The organism is Brevundimonas sanguinis, assembly GCF_029636725.1.
Taxonomy (GTDB): Bacteria; Pseudomonadota; Alphaproteobacteria; order Caulobacterales; family Caulobacteraceae; genus Brevundimonas; species Brevundimonas sanguinis.
The window spans coordinates 57,983-77,971 of record NZ_CP116770.1; the positions used below are offsets into that span (position 1 = coordinate 57,983).

Genomic DNA, 19,989 nt, shown 5'->3' on the forward strand with positions numbered 1-19,989 from the left:
CTGCCTCCCCTCCCCCTCCCGGCAGCGCGGGCGTTTTGCTGTCTGCTTCCCTCAGCGCACAAGACTTCGCCCGCGCGACGACAAGGTCACGCGGGCGATGCCGCAGAGCTTCGGACGCCGCCGATCAGGCCAGAAGGTCGATCTCGACGCGTTCGTTTTCGCGCAGGACGATGATCGGCACGACCGCCTCGCCCGCCGCCTGCAGCCGCTGGGCCAAATCCTTCATGTCGGCGATCTCGACGCCGTTCGCCTGGACCACCACATCGCCGGCCTGGAACCCCGCCGCCGCGGCGGACGACCCCGCCTCGACCACGGCGATCTGGGCGCCCCGGCCTGACGTGGGATTGCGCAGGGTCAGGCCGCGGGCGATGGCGGCCTGCGCCCCCAGACGCACAGCGGCTGGATCAGACGGTTCGACCGTCAGCTGGGTCGAGGCCTCGCGACCGTCGCGCAGATAGACGACGGGCATCCGGGTCCCGGCCTGGGCGATGCCCACCGTGGCCTGAACCGACCCGGCGTTGGCCACCGGGCGACCCTGGATACGCGTCAGCACATCCCCCGGCTTCAGCCCCGCCTGCTCGCCCGACGAGCCCGGCTCGACGTCATAGACCACGGCGCCGCGCACGATGTTCAACCCGATCTCGCGCGCCCGCTCGGCCGTCAGGGAGCCAAGGCCCAGACCGACGCGGCCGCGCTTGACCTCGCCCGAGGCGCGCAACTGGTCGACCACGAACATCATGATGCGCGTCGGCACGGCGAAGGCGATGCCGTCGTTGCCGCCGCCGAATCCACCCGACAGAATGGCGGTGTTGATGCCGATCAGCCGTCCCCGGCTGTCCAGCAGCGGTCCGCCCGAATTGCCCGAGTTCACCGCCGCATCGGTCTGGATATAGTCCTCGATGGCGTCGCCCATGCCCGAGCGGTTCAGACCCGAGATGACGCCCATGGTCAGGGTCTGGTCCAACCCCAGCGGATAGCCGACGGCGAACGCCAGGTCGCCGCTGCGCAGGGTGTCGGAATCCACTGTCGTCACCTGCGACAGGCCCGGGGCGTCGATCTTCAGCACGGCGATGTCGGTGGCCTTGTCGGCCCCGATCAGGGTGGCGTCGAACAGGCGCCCGTCGATCAGGTCGACCGTGAATTTCTGGCCATTCTCGATGACGTGGTGGTTGGTGACGATGATGCCTTCGCGCGCGTCGATGATGACCCCCGATCCGCCCTGCGACGGCTTGGGGTTGCGCGCCGAACTGGGACCGCGCGACTGGCCCAGGGTCGTCACCTGCACCACGGCGGGCAGGCTTTCCTCCAGCCCGGCGGCGAAGGTGAAGACGCCGCGCCGGGCGTCATAGGGCATGGCGGCGACCGGCGACTGAACCGCCGCGCTGGCGGCCATCATAGGCGCCGCCTGGGCCATGCCGCTGACGCTGAAGATCGCCAGGGCGGCGCCGGCCAGCAGGCTGTGTTTGGTCATTCCGATTTCCTTCACGCGCCGACCGCCTTGGACCGACAGACTGCCGAGGACCGCCGCCCCGCAGGCAAGACAAACGCGCGACGACGGCAAAAGATCGGCCCGCCGCGCGTTTTCTGCAACGCTTGGATCAGAAGGCGGCTTCGCCGGTGATGGCGCGGCCCAGGATGAGGGCGTGGACGTCGTGGGCGCCCTCATAGGTATTGACGGTTTCCAGGTTCATGGCGTGGCGCATGACGTGCAGTTCGCCGGTGATCCCGGCGCCGCCGTGCATGTCGCGGGCCTCGCGGGCGACGGCGAGGGCCTTGCCGCAGTTGTTGCGCTTCATCAGGCTGATGGCCTCGGGAACCCAGGCCCCCGTGTCCAGCAGGCGGCCCAAGGCATAGGCGCCTTCGAAGCCGAGGAAGATCTCGGTCTGCATGTCAGCCAGCTTCTTCTGCACCAGCTGGCGCGCCGACAGCGGGCGGCCGAACAGGGTGCGCTCGGCCACATAGTCGCGGCTGGCGTGGAAGCAGAACTCGGCCGCGCCCATCGCGCCCCAGGCGATGCCGAAACGCGCCTTGTTCAAGCAGGAGAACGGCCCGCGCAGACCCTGCACGCCCGGCAGGATGTTGGTTTCCGGCACGAAGACGTCGTTCAGGCCGATGTCGCCGGTGATCGAGGCGCGAAGCGACAGCTTGTCGCCGATCTTGCCCGTGGTGAAGCCGTCGAAATCGCGCTCGACGATGAAGCCCCGGATGGTCCCGTCCAGCTTGGCCCAGACGATGGCCAGGTCGCTGATGGGCGAGTTGGTGATCCAGTATTTGCCGCCGTTCAGGCGATAGCCGCCGTCGACCGCCACCGCCGTGGTCTTCATCGAGGCCGGGTCCGACCCGCCGTCGGCCTCGGTCAGGCCGAAGCACCCGACCAGTTCGCCGGCCGCCATCTTGGGCAGGAACTTGGCCTTCTGCTCGTCCGAGCCGAAGGCGTAGATCGGATACATGGCCAGCGACGACTGCACGCTCATGGCCGAGCGATAGCCGCTGTCGATCGCCTCGACCTCTCGCGCGATCAGGCCATAGGCGACGTGCGACGCTTCGGAACCGCCGTATTGCTCGGGCAGCATGGCGCCCAGGAAGCCCATCTCGCCCATCTCGGTCATGATGGCGCGGTCGAAGACCTCGTCGCGGAAGGCGGCGACCACCCGCGGCAGCAGGGCCTCGCGCGCATAGGACCGGGCGGCGTCCTGGACCATCCGCTCTTCGTCGGTCAGACGCCCCGTCAGATCGAAGGGATCATCCCAGCGGAACGTCTGGCCCGAAGATTTCTGGGCGGAAGGGGTGGTGCCGTCGGCCATGTGTCGTCCTCTTGAGCTTGAAAAGGAAGATTCGTCCGCGCCCGCCTCACGCGGGGTTGAAGCGGCGTGACGAAGCGCCCTCTATTCCTGGCGCGGGTTTAGGCCAGAATGCGGCGGCCGGGTAGAGGGACCGGCGCGAACACGCTAGGCTGGCTGCATGTCGAACGCTTTCAATCGTCTGTTCCGCGATCACCCGCGTGAGGTCAACGAGACCTATTTCGAGCATATGGCCGCCTCGTCGCGCTTCGGCCTCAAGCTGCTGCGTCTGGCCGGCTGCGCCTTCATCCACGCCGTCGTGCCGGGCCGTCACAAGACCACGGTGTCCGACGCCATTCGCGGCATGGCCCATGACATGGGCGGCCGCGCCGCCGAGGCCCGCGAATGCCGGATGCGCGACGCGGGCGTCTGGGACGTCGGCCTCTAGGCGTTCAGGGTTGCGACCACCCACAGGGCCAGGCTCAGCAGCGCCACCGCAGCCAGGATCGCCAGGCCCGCCCACTGAAAGGCGCTGAACCGACGCGGCAGGCTGGTGCCGACAAAGCCCGCGCCCGACGCGAACGCCAACAGGGCCAAGCCGCGCGACGCTGCACGGACGGTCGCTTCGGGCGCGTTCAGGTCATCGCCCTCCTCCGTGGCGAACTCTCCGGCCCGCGCGCGTTTCAGCAGGTCGCGCGCCTGATCAGCCTGATCCGCCCGCCCCATCAGGCGGATGCCGAGCGCGCGCTGCATCAAGGGGTCGACCGTGGTCTGGAACCGCTCGGTCACGGACACCTCGATATCGTGCGCCGACAGGAAGGCCGCCGCCAGATCGGCCTCGTAAACATCTTGAAAGCGGGCGATCTCGACCAGGCTCATGCCTTCAGCCTAGCACGCCGGCGCCGCCCGCAAATGAAAACGGCGGGACCCGAAGATCCCGCCGTCGTCACTCGTTCGCGTCGCGCCGACCTTACAGGTCCAGCAGGGCGCGCGCCGGGTCTTCCAGCAGTTCCTTGATGCGGACCAGGAAGGTCACGGCTTCCTTGCCGTCGACGATGCGGTGATCGTAGCTGAGGGCCAGGTACATCATCGGACGGATCTTGACCTCGCCGTTGATGGCCATCGGACGCTGCACGATGTTGTGCATGCCCAGGATGCCCGACTGCGGCGTGTTCAAGATCGGCGTCGACATCAGCGAGCCATAGGTGCCGCCGTTGGTGATGGTGAAGGTGCCGCCCTGCATCTGATCCATGGTCAGGGCGCCGTCACGGGCGGCCTTGCCCAGGGCGGCGATGCCCTTCTCGATGCCGGCCAGCGACAGCGCATCCGCGTCGCGCAGGACCGGAACCACCAGGCCCTTGTCGGTGCCGACGGCGATGCCGATGTCGTAGTGGTTCTTGTAGATGATGTCCGCGCCGTCGATCTCGGCGTTCACGGCCGGGATTTCGTGCAGGGCTTGCACCACCGCCTTGGTGAAGAAGGACATGAAGCCCAGCTTCACGCCGTGGCGCTTCTCGAACACGTCCTTGTACTGGGCGCGCAGGGCCATGACGTTGGTCATGTCCACCTCGTTGAAGGTGGTCAGCTGGGCGGCCGTGTTCTGGGATTCCTTCAGGCGACGGGCGATGGTCTGACGCAGGCGCGTCATCTTCACCCGCTCTTCGCGCGGCTGGTCGGCGCGCGGAGCGGCCGGAGCCGCAGCAGCCTTGGGCGCAGCCGGGGCGGCGGCGCCGATGGCGGCGATAGCGTCGGCCTTGGTGATGTTGCCCTTCGGACCCGAGGCCGACAGCGAGGCCGGGTTCAGGTTGTTTTCCGAAACCACGCGCTGGACGGCGGGCGACAGGTGCGCCGAGGCCTTGTCCTGGCCTTGGACCTGGGCCGAACCCGTGTTGGCCGGGGCGGCGGCCGCAGCCGGAGCGGCCGCAGCAGCAGCGCCAGAAGCGGCGACCGAACCGATCACCTGACCCGGGGTCACGGTGGCGCCGTCGGCGGCGGTGATGGTCAAGACGCCGGCGGCCGGGGCCGAGACTTCCACGGCCACCTTATCGGTCTCGATCTCGACCAGCAGTTCGTCCTTGGCGACGGTGTCGCCCGACTTCTTCAGCCAGGTTCCGATCGAACCTTCGGCGACGCTTTCGCCCATCGTCGGCACGGCGATGTCGACGCCAGCGCCGCCCGAAGCGGCCGGGGCGGCGGCGGGCGCCGCAGCAGCAGCCGGAGCCGGAGCCGGGGCGGCGGCTGCGCCGCCTTCGGTCACAGCGCCGAGCACCGTGCCGGGGACGACGGTGTCGCCCTCGTCAGCGTTGATCGCCGACAGCACGCCGTCGGCGGGGGCGACGACTTCCAGCGAGACCTTGTCGGTTTCCAGCTCGACCAGGACCTCGTCCTTCTTGACGGCGTCGCCGACCTTCTTGGTCCACTTGGCGATGGAGGCTTCGGCGACGGATTCACCGAGGGCGGGGGTGAGGATATCGGCCATCTTCAGTGTCTTTTCGTGTCTGAACTTAACGTGTTTCTTAGGTCAGGCGCGGCGGTCAGGCCATGGCCTCGGCGAGGAAGGTCTCGAGTTCCTTCAGGTGTCGGCTCATCAGGCCCGCAGCGGTCGAGGCCGAGGCCGGACGACCGACGTAGCGCGCGCGCTTGGCCTTCACGTCCAGCTTCTCAAGCGTCAGCTCGAGCCACGGATCGACGAAGGTCCAGCCGCCCATGTTCTTCGGCTCTTCCTGGCACCAGACGAGGTCGGCGTTGGGGAAGCGCGCCAGTTCCGCCGAGATCGACTTGATCGGCCACGGATAGAACTGTTCCAGACGCAGGATGTAGATGTCGTCGCGACCGGCCTTCTCGCGCGCGTCCAGCAGGTCGTAATAGACCTTGCCCGAGCAGACGATGACCTTGCGGATGTCCTTGTCGGCCTTCAGCGTCACGCCCGCCACGTCCGGACGCAGCTGGGCGTCGTCGCGCAGCACGCGGTGGAAGGACGAACCCTCGGCCATGTCGGCCAGGGTCGAGACGGCCTTCTTGTGACGCAGCAGCGACTTGGGCGTCATCAGGATCAGCGGCTTGCGGAACGAGCGGTGCAGCTGGCGACGCAGGATGTGGAAGTAGTTGGCCGGCGTCGTGCAGTTGGCGACCTGCATGTTGTTCTCGGCGCACTGCTGCAAGAAGCGCTCAAGACGCGCCGAGGAGTGCTCGGGGCCCTGGCCCTCATAGCCGTGCGGCAGAAGCATCACCAGGCCGCTCATGCGCAGCCACTTGCGCTCGCCCGAAGAGATGAACTGGTCGATCACCACCTGGGCGCCGTTCACGAAGTCGCCGAACTGGCCTTCCCACATGGTCAGGGTGTTCGGGTCGGCCAGCGAATAGCCGTACTCGAAGCCCAGCACCGCTTCTTCCGACAGGGCCGAGTCGATGACCTCGAAATGGGCCTGGCCCTCGCGCAGGTTGTTCAGCGGGAAGTAGCGCTGCTCGGTCGTCTGGTCGGTGATGCCCGAGTGGCGCTGCGAGAAGGTGCCGCGCACCGAGTCCTGGCCCGACAGGCGGATGTTGTAGCCCTCGTCCAGCAGGCTGGCGAAGGCCAGGCTCTCGGCCGTGGCCCAGTCGATGTTCTCGCCGGCCGACACCGTCTCGCGACGGGTCTCGATGACGCGCTTCAGCGTCTTGTGCACGTCGACGTTGTTCGGAATGGTGGTCAGGCGGTGGCCGTAGTCGCGCAGCTTGTCCGCCGCGACCGCGGTCTTGCCGCGTTGCTGCTGGTCGTCGCCGGCGTCGACGCCCAGGCCCTTCCACTCGCCGTCCAGCCAGTCGGCCTTCTTGGCCTCGAAGGTCTTCCCGGCGTCGAACTCGGCGTCGAGGAAGGCCTCGAAGCGGGCGATCTCGGCGTCGACCTCGGCCTGGGTGATGACGCCCTCGGCGATCAGGCGCTTGGTGTAGATCTCCAGCGTCGAGGGCTGGTTCTTGATCTTGGCGTACATCAGCGGCTGGGTGAAGGTCGGGTCGTCGCCTTCGTTGTGGCCGAAGCGGCGGTAGCAGAACATGTCCACCACCACGTCCTTGTGGAACTTCTGGCGGTATTCGGTGGCCACCTTGGCGGCGAAGACGACCGCTTCGGGGTCGTCGCCGTTGACGTGGAAGATCGGCGCCTGAACCATCAGGGCCACATCCGACGGATAGGGCGAAGAGCGCGAGTTGCGCGGCGCCGTCGTAAAGCCGATCTGGTTGTTGATGACGAAGTGCAGGGTGCCGCCGGTGCGGTAGCCCTTCAGCCCCATCAGGGCGAAGCATTCAGCGACCACGCCCTGGCCGGCGAAGGCGGCGTCGCCGTGGATCAGCAGAGGCGCGACCTTGGAGCGGTCCAGCACCCATTCGGCGTCCGGCTTGCCCAGGTTGACCTCGGCCTCGCGAATGTCGAACGCCTGCTTGGCGCGCGACTTGCCCAGGACGACCGGGTTGACGATCTCAAGGTGCGAGGGGTTGGCGGTCAGCGACAGGTGGACGCTGTGGCCGTCGAACTCACGGTCCGACGAGGCGCCCATGTGGTATTTGACGTCGCCCGACCCTTCGATGTCCGAGGGGACGGAAGAACCGCCCTGGAACTCGTGGAAGATGGCCTTGTAGGGCTTGCCCATGACCGCGGCCAGAACGTTCAGGCGGCCGCGGTGCGCCATGCCCAGCACGATCTCGTCGACGCCCAGGGCGCCGCCGCGCTTGATCACCTGCTCCAGCGCCGGGACCATGGCTTCGCCGCCGTCCAGACCGAAGCGCTTGGTGCCGGGGAAGCGCTTGTGCAGGAAGCGTTCGAAGCCCTCGGCCTCGACCAGCTTCTTGAAGATGGCCAGCTTGCCTTCCTTGGTGAAGGCGTTCTGGGCGTATTTGTCCGGGCCCTCGATGCGCTGTTGCAGCCAGGCTTTTTCTTCCGGCTCGGCGATGTGCATGAACTGCACGCCGATGCTGCCGCAATAGGTGCGGCGCAGCAGCTCGATCACCTGGCGCAGCGAACCGGTCTCCAGCCCCAGCACGCCGTCGAGATAGATCGGACGGTCCATGTCGGCTTCGGTGAAGCCGTAGAATTCGGGCGTCAGCTCCGGGTTCTGAACCGGCGGCTCAATGCCCAGCGGGTCCAGGTTCGCCTGCAGGTGGCCGTTCACGCGATAGGAGCGGATCAGCATCAGGGCGCGGATGGAGTCGTGGGCGGCCGCGCGCACATCGGCGGCCGAAACCCCGGCGCCAGCTGCAGCCGGAGCCGGGCGCGCGCCGGGCTTGCCGGCGGCCTTGGGATCGACCTTGGGGGCGGGCCAGCGACCATCGAACACGGCGGTCTCTTCGGTCGGCTCGGTCGCGCCCGAACGGCCCCAAGAGCCGGCGGCGGCCGACTGCTTCACCAGGTCGGCGTTGTCCTTCAACTGATCGAAGAAGGCGCGCCATTCCCCCGACACCGAGCCGGGGTCCGAGGCCCATTTTTCGTGCAGGTCCTCAATGAAGGCCGCGTTCGCGCCATAGAGGAAGGAGGTCTCGGCAAAGACCTGGTTCAGCCGACCCGCATCGTCCGCCATTTTTCTTTCAATCGTCCCTTTACAACCGCCCGCGCACAGCCGCGCGGAGAGCAGCGCCGTTCATATAGGCCCTGTTTCCTTACTGGTCATGACCGAAGGGAGGCGGAGCGGGTGGAATTTGGTCGATTCCGCAAGAAAAAACGCCTCCGGACGATTCCGGAGGCGTTACAAAAGGTCACACGGCGCGAAAAACGTCCCCGGAACGCGGATCGACTAGACTTTAGTCCAATCCGCCCCCGCTCAGCGCCAAACCCACCCTTGAGTGAATCCGGCGCTCAAGCAGCGAGCGACCGCGTCGCGAGCGTTAGCGCCGCGCCTCCAAAGAGGCGCCGCTGAAGGGCTTTAGCCCTTCAGCACTTCCACCAAGGTCGTGCCCAGACGCGCCGGCGACGGCGAGACGCGGATGCCCGCAGCCTCCATCGCGGCGATCTTGGATTCCGCATCGCCCTTGCCGCCCGAGACGACAGCGCCGGCGTGGCCCATGGTGCGGCCCTTCGGCGCCGTGCGGCCCGCGATGAAGCCGGCCATCGGCTTCTTGCGGCCCTTCTTGGCTTCGTCGATCAGGAACTGGGCGGCGTCTTCTTCGGCCGCGCCGCCGATTTCGCCGATCATGATGATGGACTCAGTGGCGTCGTCGGCCAGGAACATTTCCAGCACGTCGATGAACTCGGTGCCCTTGACCGGGTCGCCGCCGATGCCGACGGCCGTGGTCTGGCCCAGGCCTTCGTTGGTGGTCTGGAACACGGCTTCATAGGTCAGGGTGCCCGAGCGCGAGACGATGCCCACGTTGCCCTTCTTGAAGATCGAGCCCGGCATGATGCCGATCTTGCACTCTTCCGGGGTCAGGACGCCGGGGCAGTTCGGGCCCAGCAGGCGCGAGTTGGAGCGGTCCAGGCGGGCCTTGACGCGCACCATGTCCTGCACCGGGATGCCTTCGGTGATGCAGGTGATGAAGGGGATCTCGGCCTCGATGGCTTCGATGATGGCGTCGGCCGCGCCTGCCGGCGGGACGTAGATCACCGAGGCGTCGGCGCCGGTGCGCTCCTTGCCTTCGGCGACCGAGGCGAAGATCGGCAGGCTTTCGCCGTGCGAACCGGTCCAGGTCTGGCCGCCCTTGGCCGGATGGATGCCGCCGACCATTTGCGTGCCGTAGTAGGCCAGGGCCTGTTCGGTGTGGAAGCTGCCGGTCTTGCCGGTCAGGCCCTGGACCAGGATCTTGGTGTTCTTGTTAACGAGGATGGACATGTGTCTGTGCTCTGAAATCTGTGTGTCTGCGAGGCGGTCGTCGTTAAGGCCGAGCCTTAGGCGATCGCCGCGACGATCTTCTGGGCGGCGTCGTCCAGGTCATCGGCGGCCGTGATGGCCAGACCCGACTCGTTCAGGATCTTCTTGCCCAGCTCGACGTTCGTGCCTTCCAGACGCACGACCAGCGGCACCTTCAGACCCACTTCCTTCACTGCGGCGACGACGCCTTCAGCGATGACGTCGCACTTCATGATGCCGCCGAAGATGTTGACCAGGATGCCTTCGACCTTGGGGTCGGCGGTGATGATCTTGAAGGCCGCTGCGACCTTCTCCTTCGAGGCGCCGCCGCCGACGTCGCAGAAGTTGGCGGGTTCCTTGCCGTACAGCTTGATGATGTCCATCGTCGCCATGGCCAGACCGGCGCCGTTGACCATGCAGCCGATGTTGCCGTCCAGGGCCACGTAAGCGAGGTCCCACTTGGAGGCCTCGATTTCCTTGGCGTCTTCTTCGGTCTCATCGCGAAGGGCGCGGATGTCTTCGTGGCGGTACAGGGCGTTGCCGTCGAACGAGACCTTGGCGTCCAGAACGCGCAGGCGGCCGTTCTCCATGACGATCAGCGGGTTGATCTCGAGCATGTCCATGTCCTTCTCGACGAAGGCCTTGTACAGGATCGGGAACAGCGACTTGCCGTCTTCGGCGGCGTCGCCCGTCAGCTCCAGCGCGGCGTTGATCGCGGCGATGTTCTCGGCGGTCACGCCGGTTTCCGGGTTGATGGCGATGGTGTGGATCTTCTCGGGCGTGGCGTGGGCCACTTCCTCGATGTCCATGCCGCCTTCGGTCGAGACGACGAAGGCCGTCTGACCGACCGAACGGTCGACCAGCAGCGAGCAGTACAGCTCACGCGCGATGTCGGCGCCGTCTTCGATGTACAGGCGGTTGACCTGCTTGCCGGCCTCGCCCGTCTGGGCGGTCACCAGGGTGTTGCCCAGCATTTCCTTGGCGTGGGCGACGGCTTCCTCGATCGAGAAGGCCAGACGCACGCCGCCCTTGGCGTCGGCGCCCAGTTCCTTGAACTTGCCCTTGCCGCGGCCGCCGGCGTGGATCTGCGACTTCACGACATAGAGCGGGCCAGCCAGTTGCTTGGCGGCGGCTTCGGCCTGGTCGGCCGAGGTGATGGCGACGCCGTCCGCAACCGGGGCGCCGTAGCCCTTGAGGACCTGCTTGGCCTGATACTCGTGAATGTTCATGTTGGACCCGCGCCGTTCTGAGGGAGGTTTGTGGAAACTTTGGCCGCGCTTATAGGCGTCGCGCCTTCGCCAGCGCAACCGCCTGTCTGTTTATGGCCTCACAAGGATTTTCTAATGCCGGGCGGCGGCCCCGCGCCGCCGCCGCCCAGACTGTTTTTCAGGCGGTCAGTCGACCCAGTCGTTCTTCAGCGTCCGCGAGGCGCAGATGAACAGGGCCGACGACAGCAGGTAGAAGCCCATGCCGGTATAGATGGCCCAGCGCAGGCTCTCCTCCCCGAAGGTCGGACGCAGCAGGTCGCTCATCCAGCCGAAATAATAGATGCCGACGGCGATCCCCAGCAGGTTGTTGATCAGCAGGAACAGGGCCGAGGCCGTGGTCCGCATCGACGGCCCGCCCAGATGCTGCACCGCCGCCGTGATCGGCCCCAGCCACACCAGGTTCAGCCCCGTGGGGATCAGGAAGATCGCGAAGGCCAGAGCCAGGGAGGCGAAGCCGTTGGGGTCCGAGCCCGGCATGACGGCGCCGACCACCGCGCCTGAGTTCATCGCCAGGATGAAACAGGGCACCGAGATCAGGAAAGCGATCGCCGGCGTCAGCGGATAGGCCGACTTGGACTTCTTGCCCAGGCGATCCGCCATCGACCCGCCCAGCCAGATGCCCGCCACCCCGCCGACCAGGACGATGGCCGAGTAATACCAGGCGGTCTGCGACAGGCTCAGACCGAAGCTGCGCATGAAGAAGCTGGGCAGCCAGGCGGCGACGCCGTAGCCGCACACCGACGAGGCGGCCGCGCCGAACGACAGCAGCCAGAAGCTGGGCTTGGGCGCCAGGGTGCGCACCACCTGCATGAAGGGCGGCGCCTTGGGCGCCTCGACCGGCGCTGCAGTCGGCGCAGAGGGCTCCACGTCCAGGCCGCCGCGCTTGGGATCCTTGACCGTCAGCCGCAGCACCGGGGCCACCAGCACGCCCAGAATCCCGACGACGATGAAGGCGGTGCGCCAGCCGTAGGTCGCCGCCAGCAGGCCGCCCACGAGCGTGCCCGCCGCCATGCCCAGCGGAATGCCGAAGGCGTAGGCCGCCAAGGCCCGCGCCCGCTGCGACTTGGGAAAATAGTCCGAAATCAGGGAATAGGCCGGGGCCACCCCGCCCGCCTCGCCGATGCCCACGCCCATCCGGCAAAGGAACAGAGAGCCGAAGCCGCCCGCCACGCCGCACAGGGCGGTGAAGCCGGACCAGATGGTCAGGGCGCCGGTCATGATCCACACCCGGCTGAAGCGGTCCGCCAGCCAGGCGATGGGGATCGCCAGGGTCGAATACAGCAGGGCGAAAGCCAGGCCGCCCAGCAGGCCGAACTGAGTGTCGCTGAGGTTGAACTCCGCCTTCAGCGGCGCGGCCAGGATGCCGATGATCTGCCGGTCCAGGAAGTTCAGCATATAGATGAGGATCAGGATCCCCAGCACATAGTAGCGATAGCCCGGCGAAGCGGCGCGGGCGTCGACCGCCGCTGCTTCGGCCTTGGCCGCTCCGATCTCACTCATGGACGTTCCCCGACTAGTTTGCTGTCCCGCGACGGTAACGGCCTGGCCGCCCCGCGCCATGGAAAAAAGAAGGGCGGCGGCTCCAGCGAACCGCCGCCCGTGATCAGATGATCAGGCGTTCAGGAGAAAAAACCCGATCAGAACTTGTACTGCAGCGACGCCGTGACGGTGCGCGGCGGGCCGTAGTAGCCGATCAGGGAGTCGTTGTAGGCCGCGCCCGCGAAGTTGTAGGCGCCGACGCGGTATTCCTCATCGGTCAGGTTCTTGCCGTACAGGCCGACGGTCCACTTGTTGCTGGGGTCCGTCCACACGACCGACAGGTCCACCAGGGCGAAGGCGTCCTGGTCCAGCACCGGGTTGGGGAACTCGAACTGGCTGTAGTCATCGCGGTAGCTGACCGAGGGCGTCACCGCCAGCGAGCCGCCGGCCACTTCGCCGAGCCACGTCAGGCCGAAATAGCCGGTCCACTTGGGCGCATTCTGCAGCACGACCAGGTCGGAGATGTCCTCGTACTTCTGGGTGGTCAGGTTGTAGCGCAGGAACTGCTCGAACTTGGAGTCCAGGTAGCCGACGGCGAAGTTGGCCGTCAGGCTATCGGTCAGGATCAGAGAGCCTTCGACTTCAGCCCCGTAGAACTTGGACGAACCGACGTTGTCGACGAAGCTGGCGATGCCGCCCACGGCCGGAACCTGGGTGGTGACCTGCTGGTCCTGGTACTCGTTGTAGAAGACGGCCGAGGCGAAGCTCAGGCGACGGTCGAAGGCCGAACCCTTCAGGCCGATTTCATACGAGTCGACCGTTTCCGGCTGATAGCCGTTGACCGTGTTCGGCGTCAGGATGGCGTCGCCGCGCATGTCGAAGCCGCCCGATTTATAGCCCTTGGAGTAGGAGGCGTAGCCGGTGATGCGATCCGAGAAGTCGTAGGACAGCGAGGCCTTGGGCGTGAACTGATCGAAGCTGTTCGAGCGCGTGTAGTCGGTGCGCAGCAGGATCGGGGCGCGCGCCGTGCCGCCCAGCAGCGGGCTGCGGGTCGCGCCCAGATAGTTGGCGCGGAACACGTGGCCGGTCTTGTCGTCAACCGTATAGCGCGCGCCCAGGCCCAGGTGCAGACGATCGGTCAGGTCCAGGTTGATGTCGGTGAACAGCGCGATGCTGGTCGTCTTCACGTAACCGGCCGTGCCGATGACGATGCCGAAGTTCTGGGCGATGGTGTCGAAGGCGCCCGAGGCGGTGCCGTCCAGGTAGAAGATCCCCGCCACGCCCTGAATCCGGTCGGTGCTGAACAGCGCCTGGAATTCCTGGGTGAACTGGTGGTCGCCGTAGATGGCCGGCACGTCCAGCGTCGGCGCCGGGGTGTTGTCGAAGTCGATCAGGGTGTCGGTGTCGCCCGAGCGATAGGCGGTGATCGACTTGACCGCCCACACGTCGTTGAGGTCGACCTGAGCCGTCAGCGAGACGCCTTCGGTGGTGACCTTGTTGCGGTCGCCCAGGCCGGCGTAGGTGTCATAGACGCTGCCCGGAACGCCGGCGCCGGGGCCGACGCCGGCCTTCTCGCGGTGGCCGTGACGCGGGTTCGAGCGGTCCTCGACGCGATCATAGGCCAGGCGGAAGAAGGTGTTGTCGGTGGGCTGAAACTCGACGCTGACGCGGCCGGCCAGGACATCCTTGTCGTAGTGCTCGGCGCCCGTGTTCAGGTTCTCGCCGTAGCCGTCGCGGTTGTAGCTGGCGACGGCGCCGCCGATGCGCAGCTTGTCGGTCACCGGCATCGAGCCCTGGGCCAGCAGATCGATCTGGTTGTAGCTGCCGTAAGCGCCGCGCAGCGTCAGCTCCGGCGCGTCAGGGGCCAGACGCGACGTGACGTATTTGATGGCGCCGCCGACCGTGTTGCGGCCGTACAGCGACCCCTGCGGCCCGCGCAGGACCTCGATGCGCTCGATGTCGAAGATGTCCAGCACGGCGCCTTGGGGGCGCGCCACATAGACGTCGTCGACATACAGGCCCACGCCCGGCTCGAAGCCCCACAGCGGGTCTTGCTGGCCGATGCCGCGAATGAAGGAAATCAGGGTCGAGTTGGACCCGCGCGCCACCTGAACGGTCGCGTTGGGCGTTTGCTGCTGCAGGGCGGTGATGTCCGAAGCGCCGGTCTGCTCCAGGCGCTCGGCGCTCATGGCCGACACCGACACCGGCACGTCCTTCAGCGCTTCGTCACGGCGGCGCGCGCTGACGATGATGTCGTCGACAGTCGAGGCCTGCGCCTCCATGGCCGGAGCCTGTTGCGCCTGCGCGGCCGAAGCCATCACGCCGAAGGCGGCGCCCGCCAGAAGGGCGGTTTTCACGAGTCTGTTCATTTCAATCCCAATCATGTTTCCGGCCCGATCGACGCTTTTATTCAGCGTTCAATGATTTTCAGCATAGGTGACCGGGTTTCGGCCGGCTGTCAAACGGCCAAGCCTGATTTGCGTCACGGAAAGGCCCTCCCTGTGGCGCCGTTGCACTAACCCCCAAAGCGCGACTAGCTTCCGACCATGACGAAGAGCGACCTGCCGCCGCCCCAGATTCCCCCCTCGCCCGCCGCCCCGGCGCGGCGCGGTCGGCCCAAGAAATCCAAGGCGTCCGCCGTTGGAGAGACCCGCGACGCCATCATGAACGCGGCCGAGGACCTATTTTCCAAGCACGGCTTCTATGGCGTCACCATCCGCGAGGTGGCGCGCGAGGCGGGCGTGGATACGGCCCTGGTCCACTATTATTTCGGGGCCAAGAAGGAGCTGTTCGACTCCGTCTTCAACCGCCGCGCCGAGGTGTGGAACAGCGAGCGCGTCGCCGCCATGGATCGCTACGCCGAGGCGACGGGCCCGGCCATGACGCTGGAAGGCCTGCTCGAAGCCTTCCTGCGCCCGCCTTTCCAATGGTCGCTGAAGGGCGGGCCGGGATGGAAGCACTACGCCGCCCTGGTGGCCCAGACGAACGCCCAGCCTGCCTTCGGCGGCGAGACCATGGCCCGTTATTTCGACCCGGCCATCCGACGCCTGCTTGAGCTGGTCAAACGCATCATGCCGGAGGCGCGGGACGAGCAGCTCTATTGGGCCTGGCACAACCTGTCGGGCGCCCTGACCCTGACGCTGGGCGAGACGGGGCGGCTGGATCGCCTGTCCGGCGGCCTGTGCCGGTCGGGCGACCTGGACAGCGCCTGCGACTACATGGTGCGTTTCGCCGCCGCCGGTTTCCGCGCGGTCTGCGGCCCGTCTCAGGACGGTTAGAGCCAGCGTTTCTTGCGGAAGACGAAATAAGGCAGAGCCGCCGACAGGATCATCGCCCCCACCGCCGCCGGATAGCCGTACCGCCAGTGCAGTTCCGGCATGACGTCGAAGTTCATGCCGTAGATCGACGCGATCAGCGTCGGCGGCAGCAGGGCCACGGCCGCGACCGAGAATATCTTGATGATCTGGTTCTGCTCCAGATTGATCAGCCCCAGAGTGGCGTCCATCAGGAAGGTCACCTTGGAGGACATGGAGACGCTGAGCTCGCTCAGCGCCGCCGCGTCCCGCTGCAGCAGACGCACGGTCTGGCGCGCCTCGCGATCGGCCTTGCTCCCGGCCCGCGCGCCCGACACGGCCGCATGATAGGCCAGCAGGCGCTGCAGGCTGGACAGGCTCTCGCGGATCAGGCCCAGGAAGTCGCCCGCCCGGCCGATGTCGCGGATCACGGCCTGAAGGTTGTGGCTCTCCATCGCCTTGGGGTCGCGCTTGCGAAAGATCATGCGCGAGATGGCGTCCAGCTCCAGCCCCTTGGTTTCCAGGGCATCGGCGTAGCGGTCGATCACCGCCTCGATCAGCCCCATCATCACGGCCTCGCCGCTGGCCAGCCGCTCGCCGGGCTTGTGGGTGGCGTGGGCGATGAAGGTCTGGAAGGAGCGCGGCTGGCCGTAGCTGACCGTCACCAGCCGCCCGCCCTTCAGGATGAAGGTCACCGGCGTCTTGATCGGATCGTGGGTCTCTAGATCCGTCGCCACGGCGGCGATCATGAAGACGCCCCCGTCTTCAGCGTAGAGGCGGGCGGACGGCTCGACATCGTCCATCTCGTCGCGGCTGGGGAGGTCGATGCCCGTCAGGATCTCCAGAGCCGCCGCCTCCTGCGCGGTCGGAGAGACAAGATCGATCCAGCAGGCGGGGCCGTGATCCACGGTCGTATCGAGGCGCACGAGCCGATCGGCCCGCCAGTCATAGGCGTTCAGCATGGTTGCTTCCTTTCGCGAGGGCGCTCGCGCGGAAGCGAACGTCCTCAGAGCGTCGAAGAAGTTGAAGACAGACTTCGGTCTTCGGGGTTCATCTGAGGGTTTCCAAAAAGACGCCGCCCCACGACAGGCATCTGGACGGCGCAGGCGTCTTGACCCGTTCGCAAACCAGGGTCAACCGCCCGCCCCTCCGCCAAGACCCGGCTGAGGCTTCAGCATGACCTTTCCGCCCAGCGCCCGCAAAAGCCCCGCCTGATCGAAATCCATGCGGAAGACGCGACCTTGCGTCCGCAGCCCGGCTTGCCCCTCGCCTCACACCCACGTAAGTCGCAGGGCCATGACCCAGACCACCGCGACCGCCCCGCTGATCTGCCCCTCCATCCTGGCCAGCGACTTCTCCAGGCTGGGCGAGGAAATCCGCGCGTTGGAGGCAGCCGGCGCCGACTGGATCCACGTCGATGTCATGGACGGCCATTTCGTGCCTAACCTGACCATCGGCCCGGACGTGGTGAAAGCCCTGCGGCCCCACACCAGCCTTCCGTTCGACGTGCACCTGATGGTCGCGCCGGTCGACAACTGGCTGGAGGCCTATCGCGCGGCGGGCGCCGACATCATGAGCGTCCATCCCGAAAGCGGCCCCCACGTCCACCGCACGCTGGGCCAGATCCGCCAGCTGGGCGCCAAGGCGGGCCTCGTCTTCAATCCGGCCACGCCATTGAGCGTGCTGGAAGAGGCGGTCGAACTGGTCGATCTGGTGCTGATCATGTCGGTCAATCCGGGCTTCGGCGGTCAGAAATTCATCGAGACCTCGCTGCGGAAGATCGAGCGCGCCCGCGCCATCCTCGACCGCGCCGGATCAAAGGCGCACCTGCAAGTGGACGGCGGGGTGGTCGCCGCCAACGCCGGGGCCTGCGTCGCCGCCGGGGCCGATGCGTTGGTCGCCGGCTCCTTCGTCTTCAAGGGCGGGCCGGACGCCTATGCCGCCAATATCCAGGCCCTGAAGGCCGCCGCCGCGTGAGCCCCCTCGGCCCCTTCGCCCCGCGCGACAGCGACGTCCCCCTGGCCGAAGGGCACATCCCCGGCCTGAAGGGCGCCCCGATGCGGACCCCCGTGCGCCCCGCCTCTGGCGCCCGACCGGACCCGCGCCTGTGGGCCTCGGTCGCCAAGGGGCTGGTGGCGCGCCAGGCGTGGATCGAACTTTACGGCCTGCCCGGCTACGGCCTGACGCTGGGCGGTCCGACCGCCGAGGGTTTCGCCGTCAGCCCGCGCGACTTCCGCCCCCTGCCCGAAGAGGCGCCGCGCCCCCTGCTGTCGGGCAAGCTGACGCTGGCGGGCCTGAGCCTGGACGCCGGAACGCCGACCGAGCTGTGGAATAGCCCGACGCCCAGCCGCGCCTTCGCCGTCGAGCTGCACAGCTTCAACTGGCTGCCCGCCATGATGGCCCAGGGCGATCGCGGCGTGCGCGAAGTCCTGGCCCTGACCCTGGCCTGGCATGAAGTCTTCAGCCGCTGGTCGCCCTTTTCCTGGGATCCGGACATTCTGGCCCGCCGCGTCTATCACCTGGCCTGCGCCGGACGGCGGCTGGCGGGCGCAGCGACCGAGGTCGAGCGCCTGAAGCTGACCGACATCCTGGCCCATCAGGCGCGCCAGCTACTGCGGCCGCCCGGCGGGATCCTGGGCCGGGCCGAGCGCCTGACCGCCGCCGCCGTCGCGGGATGCGCCCTGACCGGCAAGGCCGGCGCCGCCATCCGCAACAAGGCGCTGAAACGTCTGCCCGCCGCCCTGACCGCCACGGTCGCCCCCGACGGCGCCCACGCCTCGCGCGCGCCGGAAAGGGGGCTGGAGCTGCTGCTCGACCTGCTGACGCTGGACGACGCCCTGGCCCAGCTGTCCGAAGTCACGCCCGAGCCGGTGGCCGAGGCCATTTCGCGCCTGACGATGGCCCTGCGCCTGCAGACCCTGCCCGATCGGAAGCTGGCCGTGTTTCAGGGCGGCGGCCCCTCCACGCCTGAGCGCATCGCCGCCGCCCGCGCGCATGACGACGCCCCCGCCGCCCCGCCCAGCGGCGTGGTCGGCGGCCTGCTGCGCGTCTCCAGCCCCCTGCTGACCGTCGTGGTCGATGTCGAGGCCCCGGCGCGCAACGCCTGGTCGGCCGCCGCCTGCGGCCAGCCCGCGGCCCTGGAGGTCGTCTGCGGCCGCGACCGCCTGTTCACCTCGGCGGGATGGACGCCGCGCGCCCTGGACCGACAGGCCCTGCGCCTGACGCCGGGCGCCTCGACCCTGACGCTGGGCGAACAGCCTCTGGCCGAGCCTCTGGCGGGCTGGAAGGGCGAGCTGCTGGGCCCGCGCCTCGTCGGCCCCGCCCTGCACGTCACCCGCCAGCATCAGGAAGGCGACGGCGCCGTCTGGCTGGAGGTCGAGCACGACGGCTGGATGGCGCAGTACGGCCTGATGCACCAGCGCCGCCTCTACATCGACCAGCGGCTGGACGAACTGCGCGCCGAGGAGCGGCTGCACCCGCCCGAAGGCCGCCCCGAAGCGACCCGCGCCATCGCCGCCCCCTACGCCCTGCGCTTCCAGCTGGAGCCGGGGGTGCAGGCCTCGCTGGCCCGCGACCGCCGCTCCATCCTGCTGCGCGGCCCGTCCGGACGCGGCTGGTGGTTCCGCAGCGACGGCCCCGACGTGGCCATCGAGCCCGCCGTCCACATCGACGAAGGCCTGACCCGCCGCTCCTTGCAGATCGTCGTGCGCGGCTCGGCCCGCACCGACGCCGAAACCAAGGTCCGCTGGAAGCTGAGCCCGGCCGGCGCGAGCGGCGATCCGGACTAAAGCCGGTCGAGGCGCTTCAGAAATGCCTCGGCGCCTCCCTCGCTCCCTCCGTCATCCTCGGGCTTGACCCGAGGATCAGGCGCCAATCCAAACAGGCTGGGATAGAGATCTTGCCACTGTGGGTTGGTCTTCTCGATCAGCTCCAGCTTCCAGGTGCGGTTCCAGCGCTTCAGCGCCTTCTCGCGCCGGATCGCCTCGGTGACGAAGCCGTGCGTCTCATCCAGACCAGCGTCTTGCAGCCGTAACGCTGGGCAAAGCCTTCGATGCCGTCCTCCCGATGCTGGCGGATGCGCTCGTAGAGGTTCGAGGTCATGCCGACGTAAAGAACGCCGAGCGGGCGACTGGCCAGAATATAGGTCGCGATGAAAGGGCGGCGCTCGTTCATGGAACCATGAGTGGCGGACAACTCGATCCTCGGGTCAAGCCCGAGGATGACGCAGTGTGAGCAAGACAACGACAACATTCTCCACGTGCCCCCTCCCTTTCGTCATCCTCGGGCTTGACCCGAGGATCGGGCGCCGGGAGCACAGCAACGGCCGCCAAGGGCTGACGCCGTGTCCCGTTGGTGC

The 19,989-nt window shown here is 67.5% G+C and carries 15 protein-coding genes; 4 read left to right on the forward strand and 11 right to left on the reverse strand.

Going from position 1 to position 19,989, the window contains the following annotated elements; genetic code table 11:
* Window positions 1-124: 124 nt before the first annotated feature.
* Window positions 125-1,471 carry a S1C family serine protease gene (locus PIB44_RS00270; RefSeq protein ID WP_278070034.1) on the reverse strand — a complete coding sequence of 449 codons (1,347 nt, stop codon included), beginning with the start codon at window positions 1,469-1,471 and terminating at the stop codon, window positions 125-127.
* A 127-nt stretch (window positions 1,472-1,598) separates the two neighbouring features.
* On the reverse strand, window positions 1,599-2,804 hold the full coding sequence (locus PIB44_RS00275; RefSeq protein WP_278070035.1) for an acyl-CoA dehydrogenase: 1,206 nt from the start codon (window positions 2,802-2,804) through the stop codon (window positions 1,599-1,601).
* A 157-nt stretch (window positions 2,805-2,961) separates the two neighbouring features.
* Here PIB44_RS00275 and PIB44_RS00280 point away from each other — a divergent pair, with 157 nt between their 5' ends.
* Window positions 2,962-3,228, forward strand: coding sequence for a DUF6356 family protein (locus PIB44_RS00280; RefSeq protein ID WP_278070036.1), 267 nt, complete (start codon window positions 2,962-2,964; stop codon window positions 3,226-3,228).
* Here PIB44_RS00280 and PIB44_RS00285 read toward each other — a convergent pair.
* From PIB44_RS00285 to PIB44_RS00315, 7 genes are all read right to left on the reverse strand, one after another.
* Window positions 3,225-3,659 carry a hypothetical protein gene (locus tag PIB44_RS00285; RefSeq protein WP_278070037.1) on the reverse strand — a complete coding sequence of 145 codons (435 nt, stop codon included), beginning with the start codon at window positions 3,657-3,659 and terminating at the stop codon, window positions 3,225-3,227. The genes PIB44_RS00280 and PIB44_RS00285 overlap by 4 nt on opposite strands.
* 91 nt (window positions 3,660-3,750) lie before the next feature.
* Window positions 3,751-5,259: a 2-oxoglutarate dehydrogenase complex dihydrolipoyllysine-residue succinyltransferase gene (gene odhB / locus PIB44_RS00290; protein ID WP_278070038.1), complete on the reverse strand. Its 1,509-nt coding sequence runs from the start codon at window positions 5,257-5,259 to the stop codon at window positions 3,751-3,753.
* Window positions 5,260-5,314: 55 nt separating this feature from the next.
* Window positions 5,315-8,329 (reverse strand): 2-oxoglutarate dehydrogenase E1 component, encoded by a 3,015-nt coding sequence (locus PIB44_RS00295; RefSeq protein WP_278070039.1) that lies wholly within the window; start codon window positions 8,327-8,329, stop codon window positions 5,315-5,317.
* A 342-nt stretch (window positions 8,330-8,671) separates the two neighbouring features.
* Complete coding sequence (sucD, locus tag PIB44_RS00300) at window positions 8,672-9,574, reverse strand: succinate--CoA ligase subunit alpha (protein ID WP_024354482.1); 903 nt, start codon at window positions 9,572-9,574, stop codon at window positions 8,672-8,674.
* Window positions 9,575-9,630: 56 nt separating this feature from the next.
* Complete coding sequence (sucC, locus tag PIB44_RS00305; protein ID WP_278070040.1) at window positions 9,631-10,821, reverse strand: ADP-forming succinate--CoA ligase subunit beta; 1,191 nt, start codon at window positions 10,819-10,821, stop codon at window positions 9,631-9,633.
* A gap of 165 nt (window positions 10,822-10,986) precedes the next feature.
* Window positions 10,987-12,360, reverse strand: coding sequence for a spinster family MFS transporter (locus PIB44_RS00310; protein WP_278070041.1), 1,374 nt, complete (start codon window positions 12,358-12,360; stop codon window positions 10,987-10,989).
* A gap of 137 nt (window positions 12,361-12,497) precedes the next feature.
* On the reverse strand, window positions 12,498-14,708 hold the full coding sequence (locus PIB44_RS00315) for a TonB-dependent receptor (protein ID WP_278070042.1): 2,211 nt from the start codon (window positions 14,706-14,708) through the stop codon (window positions 12,498-12,500).
* A gap of 177 nt (window positions 14,709-14,885) precedes the next feature.
* Between PIB44_RS00315 and PIB44_RS00320 the strand changes: the two genes are divergently transcribed.
* A complete protein-coding gene (locus PIB44_RS00320) occupies window positions 14,886-15,617 on the forward strand; it encodes a TetR/AcrR family transcriptional regulator (RefSeq protein ID WP_025976312.1) in 732 nt (243 codons plus the stop codon).
* Here the strand turns inward: PIB44_RS00320 and PIB44_RS00325 are convergent.
* On the reverse strand, window positions 15,614-16,594 hold the full coding sequence (locus PIB44_RS00325) for a magnesium transporter CorA family protein (protein WP_278070043.1): 981 nt from the start codon (window positions 16,592-16,594) through the stop codon (window positions 15,614-15,616). The genes PIB44_RS00320 and PIB44_RS00325 overlap by 4 nt on opposite strands.
* Before the next feature lie 334 nt (window positions 16,595-16,928).
* Between PIB44_RS00325 and rpe the strand changes: the two genes are divergently transcribed.
* Both rpe and PIB44_RS00335 read left to right on the forward strand, forming a co-directional pair.
* Window positions 16,929-17,609, forward strand: a complete 681-nt coding sequence (rpe, locus tag PIB44_RS00330; RefSeq protein WP_278070044.1) for a ribulose-phosphate 3-epimerase — start codon at window positions 16,929-16,931, stop codon at window positions 17,607-17,609.
* The gene (locus tag PIB44_RS00335; RefSeq protein WP_278070045.1) at window positions 17,606-19,420 is read left to right on the forward strand and encodes a heparinase II/III family protein; all 1,815 of its coding nucleotides are present in this window, start codon (window positions 17,606-17,608) and stop codon (window positions 19,418-19,420) included. Before rpe ends, PIB44_RS00335 begins: the two co-directional genes overlap by 4 nt.
* A gap of 169 nt (window positions 19,421-19,589) precedes the next feature.
* On the opposite strand, the gene PIB44_RS15145 is transcribed toward PIB44_RS00335, so the two are convergent.
* Window positions 19,590-19,805, reverse strand: coding sequence for a GIY-YIG nuclease family protein (locus PIB44_RS15145; RefSeq protein ID WP_318035481.1), 216 nt, complete (start codon window positions 19,803-19,805; stop codon window positions 19,590-19,592).
* Window positions 19,806-19,989 lie beyond the last annotated feature (184 nt).